The organism is Pseudoflavitalea rhizosphaerae, from assembly GCF_003991355.1.
GTDB lineage: Bacteria > Bacteroidota > Bacteroidia > Chitinophagales > Chitinophagaceae > Pseudobacter > Pseudobacter rhizosphaerae.
The window spans coordinates 390693-403195 of the sequence record NZ_RCSU01000004.1 but is presented as its reverse complement, the minus strand read 5'-3'; the positions used below and the strand labels follow the sequence as shown (position 1 = coordinate 403195).

13 protein-coding genes are annotated in these 12503 nt (G+C 44.1%); 9 read left to right on the top strand and 4 right to left on the bottom strand.

Translation table 11 applies throughout. The features are described from left to right. The first annotated feature begins 20 nt into the window (after window positions 1–20). From D9Y29_RS09690 to D9Y29_RS09675, 4 genes are all read left to right on the top strand, one after another. The gene (locus D9Y29_RS09690; protein WP_127127456.1) at window positions 21–764 is read left to right on the top strand and encodes a polysaccharide deacetylase family protein; all 744 of its coding nucleotides are present in this window, start codon (window positions 21–23) and stop codon (window positions 762–764) included. Between the two features lie 114 nt (window positions 765–878). Continuing rightward, entirely contained in the window at window positions 879–1718 is an 840-nt protein-coding gene (locus D9Y29_RS09685) for a universal stress protein (RefSeq protein ID WP_127127454.1), read from the top strand. Between the two features lie 9 nt (window positions 1719–1727). Further along, complete coding sequence (locus D9Y29_RS09680; RefSeq protein WP_127127452.1) at window positions 1728–2564, top strand: universal stress protein; 837 nt, start codon at window positions 1728–1730, stop codon at window positions 2562–2564. Window positions 2565–2587: 23 nt separating this feature from the next. After that, on the top strand, window positions 2588–2998 hold the full coding sequence (locus D9Y29_RS09675) for a hypothetical protein (protein WP_127127450.1): 411 nt from the start codon (window positions 2588–2590) through the stop codon (window positions 2996–2998). Here the strand turns inward: D9Y29_RS09675 and D9Y29_RS09670 are convergent, their stop codons facing one another. After that, entirely contained in the window at window positions 2999–4060 is a 1062-nt protein-coding gene (locus tag D9Y29_RS09670) for a response regulator (RefSeq protein ID WP_127127448.1), read from the bottom strand. A 282-nt stretch (window positions 4061–4342) separates the two neighbouring features. Here D9Y29_RS09670 and D9Y29_RS09665 point away from each other — a divergent pair, with 282 nt between their 5' ends. The 3 genes from D9Y29_RS09665 (at window position 4343) to D9Y29_RS09655 (ending at window position 6824) form a co-directional block, all read left to right on the top strand. After that, window positions 4343–5071 (top strand): polysaccharide deacetylase family protein, encoded by a 729-nt coding sequence (locus tag D9Y29_RS09665; RefSeq protein ID WP_164735333.1) that lies wholly within the window; start codon window positions 4343–4345, stop codon window positions 5069–5071. 98 nt (window positions 5072–5169) lie between these two features. Further along, window positions 5170–5613 carry an Hsp20/alpha crystallin family protein gene (locus D9Y29_RS09660; RefSeq protein ID WP_127127444.1) on the top strand — a complete coding sequence of 148 codons (444 nt, stop codon included), beginning with the start codon at window positions 5170–5172 and terminating at the stop codon, window positions 5611–5613. 86 nt (window positions 5614–5699) lie between these two features. After that, window positions 5700–6824 carry a site-2 protease family protein gene (locus tag D9Y29_RS09655; RefSeq protein ID WP_127127442.1) on the top strand — a complete coding sequence of 375 codons (1125 nt, stop codon included), beginning with the start codon at window positions 5700–5702 and terminating at the stop codon, window positions 6822–6824. A 57-nt stretch (window positions 6825–6881) separates the two neighbouring features. Here D9Y29_RS09655 and D9Y29_RS09650 read toward each other — a convergent pair whose 3' ends face one another. After that, window positions 6882–7247 carry a response regulator gene (locus tag D9Y29_RS09650; RefSeq protein ID WP_127127440.1) on the bottom strand — a complete coding sequence of 122 codons (366 nt, stop codon included), beginning with the start codon at window positions 7245–7247 and terminating at the stop codon, window positions 6882–6884. A 293-nt stretch (window positions 7248–7540) separates the two neighbouring features. On the opposite strand from D9Y29_RS09650, the gene D9Y29_RS09645 reads away from it, so the two are divergent. Together D9Y29_RS09645 and D9Y29_RS09640 are read left to right on the top strand one after the other, a co-directional pair. After that, window positions 7541–8584 carry an AI-2E family transporter gene (locus D9Y29_RS09645; protein ID WP_241237883.1) on the top strand — a complete coding sequence of 348 codons (1044 nt, stop codon included), beginning with the start codon at window positions 7541–7543 and terminating at the stop codon, window positions 8582–8584. Window positions 8585–8715: 131 nt separating this feature from the next. Next, window positions 8716–9804, top strand: a complete 1089-nt coding sequence (locus D9Y29_RS09640; protein ID WP_127127438.1) for a baeRF3 domain-containing protein — start codon at window positions 8716–8718, stop codon at window positions 9802–9804. A 6-nt stretch (window positions 9805–9810) separates the two neighbouring features. On the opposite strand, the gene D9Y29_RS09635 is transcribed toward D9Y29_RS09640, so the two are convergent. Further along, a complete protein-coding gene (locus tag D9Y29_RS09635; RefSeq protein WP_127127436.1) occupies window positions 9811–10656 on the bottom strand; it encodes a universal stress protein in 846 nt (281 codons plus the stop codon). 22 nt (window positions 10657–10678) lie between these two features. Then, window positions 10679–12382: an alpha-glucan family phosphorylase gene (gene glgP, locus D9Y29_RS09630; protein ID WP_127127434.1), complete on the bottom strand. Its 1704-nt coding sequence runs from the start codon at window positions 12380–12382 to the stop codon at window positions 10679–10681. Window positions 12383–12503 lie beyond the last annotated feature (121 nt).

Below are 12503 nucleotides of genomic sequence, written 5' to 3'. Positions count from 1 at the left end.
TCCTTACCAAACACAATTGTATGTCAATTCTTAAAATCATTGAACTGCTGATCATCAGCTTTACATACCAGCAGCATACATTGAGAATAGTACAACACGAAGTCCCCGTGATATGCTATCATAATATCAGGCCATTGGTTTCAGGACAGGCTCCTGATTATACCATCAGCACTGAAGTTTTTAGCAGACATATCAAAATGCTTCACGACAGTGGCTATCACAGTATAACACCAGAACAATTATACAATTACCTTACCCGTGGAGACAGCCTCCCCTCGCACCCTGTTCTGATCAGCTTCGACGACTCCAGGGAGGAGCAATACTCAATAGCCCCGCCAATACTCAAACAATATGGCTTCAAAGCAGTTTTTTTTATAATGACCGTTACAATTAACAAACCGGGTTATCTGACGGCTGAACAAATAAAAATCTTGTCAGACAATGGGAATTGTATTGCTCTTCACACCTGGGATCATCCTGATATGCGCAAAGTCTCTTTGGAGGAATGGCCATTGCAAATAGATCAACCAAAAAAATTATTACAAAGGATTACAGGAAAGACGGTTGACTATTTTGCCTGGCCAAATGGGACCTGGAACGAAAAATCGGCTGGCGAACTGAGCAGGCACAATATTAAAGCAGCTTTTCAACTCTCCGGTAAACTATCCGGTACCTACCCATTGTATACTATCAGGCGTTTACTGGTTTCAGGATCCTGGAGTGGTGCTACGCTCCTGTCTTCTATCCGTTCCTCATTCAGGTAATGCCCTTACCTGCACAATGCCTGTTTTCATTTGAGCATAATCAACAATGGCAATGACAGCTGTCATCTTTAATCACTGAATGTTGTAATTAATTTTATCAAAACAGCAATTACAATGAAAAAGATCCTGTTAGTGGTGGACCCGGTTCATCTAAACCAACACACATTGGCATTCGGTTGTTATCTGGCCAGGCTTACCAAATCCGGCATCAAGGGCATTTTCCTGGAGGACCAGTCCGCAGACAGGGACAATTTGAGTACCGGCAATGAAGAACAACCATATGTAGAATACGAATTGAACGAAGCATCCACCCTGCTTAAAGAAAAACAGAAATCGATTGAACAGCAGATCCAATATTTCAAATCTTATTTCGACAATCACGGAATCATCAATCATGTTCATGAAAACAAAGACATGACCTTACAGGAGATCATCCGTGAAACGAGGTTTTCCGACATGGTGGTAATCGATGCAGAAGCAGGTTTTGATGCAAGCATCAATGAAGTACCAGGCGCTGTGGCAAAAAAAGTACTGGCAGAATCAGAATGCCCCGTAATTATTGCTCCATTAACGTTTGAAGGAATTGACGAAATCATTTTTGCCTACAATGGTGGTCAGGCCTGCATGTTTGCGATCAAACAGCTCGCAGACCTGCTGCCGGACCTTCATGAACTCAGAATTACCGTATTGGAAGTAGTGGAACCGGGCAGAGAGCCGGCTTTATACAGCAACAGCTTCAAAGAATGGATGGAAACCAGGTTTAGTAATATCAACTATGTGCTGCTGCCGGGACCTACAGACAATGCAATGCTCGGTTACCTGATAGAAAAAAACAAAAGCCTGATTGTAATGGGCGCTTATGGGCGCAATACAGTCTCTAATTTTTTCAGGCATAGTTCTGCTGATGTGGTATTGAAAACAACTTCACAGCCACTGTTTATCACCCATCATTAATCGTAGATCATGAAAAAATTCATAGCCGCTATCGATGGTCTTAAATATTCAGAGAGCACAGCGCTCTATGCCACACGGCTGGCAAACCTGTCAAATGCACACCTGACCGGAGTGCTGCTCGACGATTGGACCAACCATTCCTATAAGATCTATGAGCTTGTGAGCAATACAGCCAGTATTGAAGAAAAAAGGGAAGAAATGGACAAAGAAGATATGAAGACCCGGCAGGAATCGGCCCGGAAATTCCAGCAATTGTGCACAGAAGTGGATATCGAGTACAACCTGCATCGCGACAGAAGTTTTGCCATACAGGAGATCCTGCATGAAAGCATCTATGCAGACCTCTTGTTCATTGACGGGAAAGAAACATTTATGGCCTATGAGGAAAACCAACCTACCAGGTTCATGCGTACCCTGCTGGCCAATGTTGAATGTCCTGTTTTCATCGCTCCGGCACAATATGAACCCATCAAAAAAGTGGTATTGTTATACGATGGGGAGCCATCTTCGGTTTATGCTGTCCGTATGTTCAGTTATTTGTTGCCTTCGCTGAAATCGCAACAAATTGAAGTGATTACCGTGCAATCCGGGGAAGATCAATTATCCCTGCCTGACAAAAGACTGATGACTGAATTCATGGACAGGCATTTCAACAATGCGGAATACAAGATCCTGAGAGGCTTGCCGGAAACAGTGATACTTGATCACCTCAAACATGAGCCTTCCGGCACACTGGTAGTACTGGGCGCCTACCGGAGAGGCATGGTTTCCCGTTGGTTCAGACCCAGCATGGCTGATATCCTCATGAAATCACTTCATTTGCCTTTATTCATCGCACACAGTTAACTATGAACAACAAACAAATGCAAATGCAACTGCAAATACAAACACATACTACCATCTGGGAGTTGCAAAACAAGTTCTCCGATTATTTCCCATTTCTGAAGATTGAATTTTTCAAAGGTGGGCCGGTGATGAGTGAAATACCTGAGCAATTATTACATCCTTCAGTCAGGGTAAGCAAGGCCACACAGGGAAAATTCAAAACTGGCGCACTCACATTCTCCCCGCGTACAACAGTAGCAGAGCTGGAAGAGTCATTTGAAAAAACATTCAATCTGAAAGTACAGGTATTCAGGAGATCAGGCGAACTTTGGCTGGAAACCACCGCTACTGACAACTGGACGCTGGATCAGCAGAACAAGCATGGAATGGAAAGTACAATTACCGCCAGCGGAACTGAAACAGGTGATTATGATCTGAACCGCGACAATAACTGATCAATACAGAAGATTCTTCAATTTTTCTATTTCAAGGACCATGATCTTACCATCTCTGATTTCGATCAACTTCTCGGACTTGAATTCACTAAGGGTTCGTATAAGCGACTCCGTGGCAGTACCCACATACCTGGCAATATCTTCCCGGGGTATTTGAATATGATCGGCAACTGCCTGTTCCTTACTGAACTTCTGATGAATATCCGTGAGCGCTTTTGCTACCCGCTTTCTCAATGAATCGTAGGCCAGGTGTAATAACCTGTCCTCTTTTTCCTTTACTTCCTTTGAGATCAATCTAATGAACTTAGTGGCAATATTCAGATCATTGAAAATTGCCTGCAAGAAGTCCTCCCGGGGAATGGAAGTGATCTCTGCATCCTCCAGCACTTCGGCATTATCATCGTAATTGGCATTTTCCAATAATGCCATATGACCGATATAATCTCCTTTGCCATACAGGTTGGTCACATACTCTTTGCCATCCGGATGTAATTTATAGGTCTTGATCTTTCCACTCCTGACATAATAGAGAAACTTTGGCCTTTTACCTTCCTGGTAAAGCAACATTTTTCTTTGCAGGGCAACTGCATCATATTGTTCGGGGTCCAATGGCAGGAAACCGGAAACCTTCAGTTCCCTGATGAATTCATTAGCGCCCTTTTCTCCGGTTTCATATTTTGCCTGAACGATTTCCAGCTTCTTCAATCGGGCTTCCACCGCCCTGAGCAGATCAATGTTCTCAAATGGTTTGGTGATATAATCATCCGCTCCCATTTCCATTCCTTTTCGCCAGTCACCCCTTTCAATTTTGGCAGTGAGAAAAATAAATGGGACACCGGCAGTTTCGGGCTTCATCCTCAGCAGGTGCAACACTCCATAACCGTCTAACTCGGGCATCATGATATCGCAAATGATCAGATCTGGATGGCTGTCAATGGCCAGTTCCACTCCACGTTTACCATTCTCTGCCACAACAACATTGTAACCAGCCAGCTCCAGTATCTCAGCAATATTTTCCCTGATATCAGTATTATCATCTATTACTAAAATTGTTCTTTTCATCGGATGCAATTGTATGGTTATATTTTTCGGATGCCTATAAGTGCGGTATTTCAAGGGTAACGGTTGTACCAGCAGCACCGTAAAAAAAAAAAAAAATATAACCTCCAGTAATGAAACATGCAATGGCCCTTTTTAAAGTTATCGAATTTTAGCGCAATAGTCTTTATAAATCATACAAATCAATGATCACCGTCATTTCCACTGCTATTTACAGGCTGTACATTGAACCAAAAAATGAGAATTATCAATAGTGCCTTCTTCGCTTTAGTTTTAATCGCATGTTTGAGCGCAATACAACCAGCCTCCTTTCCTGACCAAATCAGTCCGCCGGGCTCTGTCTGTCAAAAAGATTCAATAACACTTTACCTTACGTTTGACGATGGCATCGTGCCCGGCAGCCAGGCTTTGCTGCAAATTGCCGACTCCTGCCAGGTGCCCATCAACGTATTCCTGATCGGATGTTTTGTATTGAAGAACGACAGCACTAAGCTGATCTGGAAACATATGCAGGCCTCACCCTGGATAGAAGCTGGTAATCATAGTTATTCCCACGCCAACAGAAAGTACCATCAGTATTACAGTCGCCCCGGTGATGTGGCGAAGGATTTCAAAAAGAACCAGGACTCACTGGGCTTTACCAATCAACTCGCCCGCCTGCCTGGGAGGAATGCATGGCGGACCGGTACACGCAGCAGGAATGACCTGGAAGACGGCAACGCTATCGCAGATTCGCTTGCCCGTAACGGTTACCAGGTGATTGGCTGGGACCTTGAATGGAATTATTCCGGCACAGACCTGTCCCTGGAACCGGAAGATGATCTTATTTTCAGGATCAGGCAAACCATCCGCAACCATAATACTTTCACCCCGCAACATCTTGTGATCCTCTGTCATGACCCTGCCCTGGATAATCCGCTGAGTGTATTGCGCCTGAAAGCGTTCATCCAAAAGATCAGGAATGCCGGACCGTTCAGGTTCAGTTTCCTGAGCAAATACCCGGGCCTGTCTTGATGATTCTCATGCATCTGTCTGACGCAGGTCTTTGCTCCGGGGCATTACAGGTAAGTATCTTTAATCAACATCATTCACAATTAAAACAGGAGGTTACAATGTCTACTAAGGAACTTACCAGGAGGTTGGACCAATTCCCTTCAGTATTTGATGATTTCTTTAAACCCTGGGGAGATTGGTTTCCAAACGGAGGATTTTTTAAACCAGCTACCGTACCGGCTGTAAACATCACAGACAACAAAGACCAATACCAGCTTTCACTGGCAGCCCCCGGTCTTAAAAAACATGATTTTAAGATCGACATTGATGGCAATATGCTTACCATCAGTTGTGAAAAGGAAGACACGAAAGAAGAGAAAGATTCCCGTCATACCCGTAAAGAGTACAATTATTCTTCTTTCACCCGCAGCTTTACCATACCAGAAGAAGTGATCAAGGAAAAGATCGAAGCCAGTTATGATGACGGTGTACTGAAAATTGCCTTACCCAAAAAAGAAGAAGCTAAAAAAACTGCTCTGTCAAAGCAGGTCCAGGTTAAATAGGGGGTCTATTAAGGTTGGTTTTTTGTAGTGTTTACCCGCCGGTTGCCGGCGGGTTTTATTCCTGATCATTGTTCAATTCCTTTTTTATGCATGGATCATTTAAGCTCATCAGTGTACGCGGCATCAATATCTTCCTGCACTGGACATTCCTGTTGCTATTCGGTTGGGTATTCCTGGTGAATGCTCACAATGGCAGCAATATCATTGAACTCAGCTGGGCAGTCCTTTTCATTGCCGGCCTGTTCATTTCAGTATTATTGCATGAACTGGGTCATGCCGTCACTGCTATGGAATATGGCATTGAAGCGAAAAATATTGTATTGATGCCATTTGGAGGAATAGCCAGTATCGGGAAATTCCCGGGAAACCCCAGGCAGGAATTACTGATCAGCTTTTCGGGCCCACTGGTGAACCTGATCATTGCCGGGTTATTGAAGATCATGTTTCCTGCTGAAACGATGATCCCTGCAGATTACACACAGGTCAGTATTGCTCACGGCCATGATTTCATTTTGAATTTGTTCCTGGCCAATATAGTTCTGGCGATATTCAATTTGATACCAGCCTTCCCCCTGGATGGCGGCAGGGTATTGCGTGCTTTACTCGCTTTCAGATTGAACTATATCAGGGCTACTTATATCGCCAATATTACAGGCAAGTTCATTGCTGCTGTTATGATTGGAGCGGGCATCGTATTCTTCAGTCCCTTACTTCCCATCGCAGGTTTTTTCATCATTTTTGCAGAAGATACAGAAGAATATTATCTGCAGATCCGGTCACTGGTGAAAGATGTCAGGATCAGGGATGTAACTATGTTTGATTACCACAGCCTGCCATCCAATTTCACTGCCAGGCAGGCCAGTGATATTTTATTGCACAACCATAGTGAGTATTTTGTGGTATTGGAAGAAGACAAACCCATTGGCTCTATCAACAGGCTCAACATTATAACTGCACTTGCAGAGAAGAGAGAAAACACGCAATTGAAGGACCTGCACAGGTATGACGATGAGATCCTGGATGCCAATCAACTGGTAGACCCATTACTGGAGCAATTGGCAGTCAACGACAAAAAAATATTTCCGGTAATGGAGAACGGCTACTTTACTGGCGTGGTCAGTTTGAACCATATTATAGAATATCTCTTGCTGCAAAAAGCAGATTCAGAAGATTATAAACGGGTAAAATCCCTTTCACTCCTGTTGCACTGACCATACAAAACCTTGCTGACCAAATTGGTCAGTATTCATCCTAAGAGTTAAATTGCTTCAGGTGTTAATGAATGACTCCACTACTCTCAATAACTGTTCATCATCGAATGGCTTGATAATGTAATGAGAAGCCCCATTCTGCAAACCTTTCTGCACTTCTGTTCTTTCACTGAAAGCTGAAAGGATAATTACGGGGATCTCATTCAGGGAAGGGTCCTTCTTTACATTTTCAAGAACACTATATCCATCCATTACAGGCATATGGATATCGCAGAGGATGAGGTCAGGTCTTTGAGAGCGGATAATTTGTAAACCTTCCATGCCATTGGAGGCAGCGTACACTTCATAATTTGCCAGTTCCAGCATTTCTAAAGCATTTTCTCGGATATCTCTGTTATCTTCTATAACAAGAATTCTCTTCATTAAATACTTATTGAGATACTTTAACGGGTACACTTATGGATATTAAAAAACGATAACAGGACAACGGGACTAATCACTTCTTTCAAGTTACAATATTTCCTATTATTCCGGCCAATTACTTCAACAAAACAGCTTGTTCCTTTGACAAAGATCATTGTTGCATGTGACGGACATCCTGGTTTTCAACAAATGATGATCCTACCTTCAACAACATAAATCCATAGTTATGTTGGGAAAACTGAACACCCCGGAAATCGAAGACCTGCTATATTCCCTGTCTTAACGGATAAACAATGCAAAAAATCAACCTGGGCGCTTTTAGCAAAGAGACACAATACCTGATCATCGCTATCAGTATATTGGTTGTTGTATATTTTGGACGATCATTGCTGGTCCCCATGAGCTACGGACTACTGATTGCCATGGTGCTGTATCCTGTTTGTTTCCGCCTGGAAAAACGGGGTTGGCCACGAAGTGTTGCCATTGCTTTCGGTTTGACCATTGTGATCCTGATTTTCCTGGCTTTGATCGGCCTGCTGGTACTGCAGGCATCCTATTTTTTAAAAGATGCCCAGGACCTGATGGATAAATTAAAGCCAGCACTGAACCAATTGCAGCACTCAACAGAAGCGAGTTTCCATTTGCCGCAGGCAAGTGACAACGATTGGTGGCAACAATTGACAGACACCTTAAACATGGCTGCAAAGAATATGGCTGAACGACTTGTAAGCAGTGGCAGCCAAACCGGTCTCTCGGTTTTTCTGGTGCCAGTATTTGCAGCTTTGTTCCTGTATAACCGCCACAATTTTGTTGAGTTCCTGCGAAGCATCATTTCCCCAAAGTATAAAGAGAAATTACCGCAAATACTAAATGAAGTGATACACACTTATTATGATTTCATCAGGGGGATGATCAAAGTATACATCATAGTTGGAATACTGAACAGCATTGGGTTACTGGCCCTGGGTATACGGCATGCCATACTATTTGGGATGCTCACCGCAATTATGACTATCATTCCCTATGTCGGCATTATCGTGAGCGCACTGCTTCCCATTTCAGTAGCGCTGCTCACCAAAGATTCTATCTGGTATCCCATTGGTGTGGTAGGTGTATTTGCATTTGTGCAATACCTGGAAGCAAATGTGATCTTCCCCAGGATGGTTGCCTTCCAACTGAAAGTCAGCACCTGGGCAACATTGGTGGCTATACTTGCCGGCGGATTGTTATGGGGCATTTCAGGAATGATACTCTTTATACCGTTCATCGGCATAACAAAACTGGTACTGGACTATATTCCAGAATGGGAACCACTAAAGATCCTGATAAGAAGGTAGCTGCATTGCTCAGTTCAATCGCAGTGGCGATTCACTCCTGCTTCATCCTGATCAAACTCACACTGCGCTTTGATCGGCCTCAAAGGAAAAAGCAGAGCAGCAACTTACATTTGGATATAAAACCTAAGCATATGTTCCCGGAAATCATTCAAGAAGAAAAAGAAATCCTGCAGGCGCCGCATGCTTACCCATCTGTGTCTGTCATTGTTCCTTTTGAGCCCAAAATGTCTTCCAGGAAAGACCTGGAATACCGGCTTGATCGAATGCTTGAACAGGTAAAGCAACAAATGAACGGCAGTTCCATGCAGGAGCAAACAGTGATGGAACGGTTAGAGGGTCTTGTGCGACATCTCAATTACAACACACATAAGAAAACCATTGCACTGTTTGCTTCGCCTCTATTGGAAAAAGTATATTACCTCGATATCCTGGTGGAGGAGAAGATCATTGTTGATAATACTTTCGAGATCCGTGATCTGGTATTCTCCAAGAAGGATATTCACAAATACCTGGTATTGGTGCTGAGCAATAAGCACAGTAAGATCTTCATCGGCAATACCACAGAATTTATCCGCATCGTATCCAATACACCGCAGGGAACAGGCGCCGCGCCCCGGGACCTGCCGGAACAGGTAAGCAATTTTTCCACTGTGCAGGACCTGCGGGAAACAGTGCTGGATAAATTCCTGCACCATGTGGATAGTAGCCTGGGCATCATCCTCAATGCCTACGATTTCCCTCTTTTCATCTTAGGCCCCGAAAAAGTAATTGGTCATTTCATCAAACTCTCGCATCATCATAAAAGGATCACCGGGCTGGTAAATGGCAATTTTGATGAAGCCACGGAAGCAGAGATCCGGGAAGCCATACAACCCCAGGTGGCCGACTGGAAAAAAGTGAAGCAGACAGATTTGCTCCATCACCTGGAGGAAGCCGGAAGCCATCATAAATTAGCCAAAGGCATGCGGGATGTGTGGAAGATCGCTTCTGAAAAAAGAGGCCGGTTATTGATCGTGGAGAAGAACTTTATTTGTCCGGCCCGTTACAAATCAGAATCCGATATTGAACCCGATAATGAAACAAATACAGGGCAACCATTCATCAGGGATGCTGTGGATGATGTGATAGAGAAAGTATTGTCGAGCGGCGGAGATGTTGAATTTGTAGATCCTGGCGTATTGGATGGTTATGAACATATCGCACTGATCCGGCATTTCTGAACCGCATTATGATCTTTCCGTTTTGATGCCTGGCAGTACCAGGATCGGCACAATTGACTCAAACACCAGTTTCCTGGTATCACTTGCCATAAACAACCAATCCAGCAGGTTTTGTTTGTGAGGCATCAAGGCCAGCATCTGAATATCATTTTCCCGGACGAATTCGCTCAAAACCTTTCCGAGATCCTTTCCATGAATATTCTCCAATTCTGGTTGAAGCTCTTTCAACATCCGTTGCAGCCGGAAGGGCTTGTTGAGTACAGCAAAAGCTTCCCTGTATTTGTTTTTTGATACATGCACCAAATAGATGGCGGAATGGAACTTTTCACCGATCATCTGCAAGACCTCCAACAAAGCCGGATCCGTATCCGAAGCAGCATCGGATTGCCAGGCAAGGGCAATATTCGAAGGCTGCTGGAATGAGGCATGTTCGGGCACCACAATCACCGGAATATTTGATTTGTGCACCAGTCCAGTTACAGTACTACCGAAGACCCTCCGGATATTTTTTCCTGCGGCTTTCATACCTGTTACAATAATGCCGGCATCCCACTCTTCAACAGCCTGCAATATGGTCTGTACAGGAAAACCTTCCCGGGAGCTGGTGACCACCTGCAAATCACGGAGCGCATGTAGTCTCACCATTTCTTGTTTAAGAAGGTCTTCATTGCGCTGCCGCATTTCATCGGCCGGAACTATCACTCTTGAAATATCTGTGACCACAACCGGTTCCAATTGCCAGGCATTGATCAATACAAGGCGGGCTTTGAGTGAATCAGCCAGTGAGGCAGCATATGAACAGGCATTCCTGGCTGCAGGCGAAAAATCTGTACACACCAATATCGTTTTCATGAGAATAGTTTTATGATGAATATTATGGTGAGGTTGAATTTGCGATCTCGATCGATTTTATCGAAGCAGGTTCATTCAGACGGCTATACAACAGATTATAATATTCAATCACCATCCTTTCACTATCGAATGCGCACATCACATCCTGCATACTTTGAGCAACGATGGATTGCCAGCGTATGGGATCATTGTAATACATGGGGATTACTACTTCCTCCAGCAGGTCATACATATTGTTCGCATCCTCATCATCCTGTTCATATACATGCGGCGATGGCTTTGCAGGTTTAATGGTGAAGCCGTTTTCCTGGTCCCTGATGAACTCCGGGAACCAGCCATCCGGAATGGATACATTCACCGCCCCATTCATGGCTGCAGACATTCCACTGGTACCAGAAGCTTCCTGGCCGAGCCGGGGAACGTTCAACCATACATCTGCGCCCGCTTTCAGCAATTTGGACAGTTTCAGCTCATAGCCAACCAAAATGGAGCAGTTGGAATAAAGCTTGCAGGCCTCCACCACTTTATTGAATACTGCAATATTGTTGTAGTCCATTGGATAAGGTTTGCCAGCCCAGATGACCTGTACCGGTCTTTCCCGGTTATTCACGATCTTATCGAACCTGTCCATATTGCGCAGCAGCAGATCCGGCCGCTTGTAGTTTGCAAATCGTTTGGCAAACACAATGGTCAACACCTGCGGATCATACATTTCTCCATTCTGGTCAGCCACTTCTTCGAATAGTTTTTTCTTACATTTTCTTTTTCTGTCACCAAACAGATCGAAGTTTTCATTCCAAACTGCTTTATACATTTCATCATCGGACCAGTAGTTGAAACACTGTGCATTGGTAACGGAGCTTATCTCGCAGATATCTTTACGTGCCCCCCATAATTTATTCAGAGTAGCGGCATGTGCTTTGGAAACGCCATTGGCCAGGCCGGCCATTCTGAAGGCAGTAAGTGGGAGATCGAGAATATGCCCGGATTCTCCGGTCACTTTTCTCACATCCTCCATGGGAAGCCCACAAAAGAATCCGATCTTATCCAGCATGAAAATATCCGCCATTTTGCTTCCTGGTGGTTCCGGGTTATGATTGGTGAACAACAAACGTTTTTTAACTGCATTCAAATCCCTGAACCGGTTCAGCAGGTAGAATGCGAGAGGAAGACCATGGTTTTCATTGAGATGGTATACATCTGGTTCAATGTTCAAATGTTCGAGTAGCCTGGCTCCTCCTGCACCCAGGAGGATGGCAGCTGCTGCGCTGGTTTCCGGATTGGAGCTATACAGATTATGAGAGATCGTTTTGGCGAGATAATCATTTTCATCCGAATCTGTACTGAGAAGGAACAGGGGCGCTGTTTTAAAAACTTCCGGAGGCAGGTACCATACCACTACGTGAACATCATGATTATTGATGCGAATGGTGAAACGAATATCTGTACGTTCCAGGTACCCGTATAGTTTTTCCATATACAGCACATCCATTGTTTGATCGGGCTTGCGCACCTGATCATAATAACCGTACTTCCAGAGTATGCCGATACCGATCATATTTTGTCTGAGTGCATAAGCGCTTCTCAAATGCGATCCTGACAAAAAACCAAGTCCACCTGCATACAGTTTCAGGGATTGATGAATGGCGTATTCCATGCAGAAATAAGCTATGCACCTGTCGTAGGCAGGTGATATTTTATAGTCCCGTTGATAATCGAATGACATTGTATTTCATTTTTGTCAAATTACTTTACTGAAACCTGTTTAGAAATGACCAGCATCAGCCCTGTCCCTGACTTTTCTGTCAAAGGCAATGCGATGCGGGATCAAGCGGATGCCTGACAAC

Coding starts and splice junctions, on each gene's coding strand:
- D9Y29_RS09655 (WP_127127442.1), top strand. CDS start 5,700: ATGCATGGATCATTTAAGCTCATCAGTGTACGCGGCATCAATATCTTC.
- D9Y29_RS09645 (WP_241237883.1), top strand. CDS start 7,541: ATGCAAAAAATCAACCTGGGCGCTTTTAGCAAAGAGACACAATACCTG.
- D9Y29_RS09640 (WP_127127438.1), top strand. CDS start 8,716: ATGTTCCCGGAAATCATTCAAGAAGAAAAAGAAATCCTGCAGGCGCCG.
- D9Y29_RS09675 (WP_127127450.1), top strand. CDS start 2,588: ATGCAACTGCAAATACAAACACATACTACCATCTGGGAGTTGCAAAAC.
- D9Y29_RS09670 (WP_127127448.1), bottom strand. CDS start 4,060: ATGAAAAGAACAATTTTAGTAATAGATGATAATACTGATATCAGGGAA.
- D9Y29_RS09680 (WP_127127452.1), top strand. CDS start 1,728: ATGAAAAAATTCATAGCCGCTATCGATGGTCTTAAATATTCAGAGAGC.
- D9Y29_RS09660 (WP_127127444.1), top strand. CDS start 5,170: ATGTCTACTAAGGAACTTACCAGGAGGTTGGACCAATTCCCTTCAGTA.
- glgP (WP_127127434.1), bottom strand. CDS start 12,382: ATGTCATTCGATTATCAACGGGACTATAAAATATCACCTGCCTACGAC.
- D9Y29_RS09650 (WP_127127440.1), bottom strand. CDS start 7,247: ATGAAGAGAATTCTTGTTATAGAAGATAACAGAGATATCCGAGAAAAT.
- D9Y29_RS09685 (WP_127127454.1), top strand. CDS start 879: ATGAAAAAGATCCTGTTAGTGGTGGACCCGGTTCATCTAAACCAACAC.
- D9Y29_RS09635 (WP_127127436.1), bottom strand. CDS start 10,656: ATGAAAACGATATTGGTGTGTACAGATTTTTCGCCTGCAGCCAGGAAT.
- D9Y29_RS09690 (WP_127127456.1), top strand. CDS start 21: ATGTCAATTCTTAAAATCATTGAACTGCTGATCATCAGCTTTACATAC.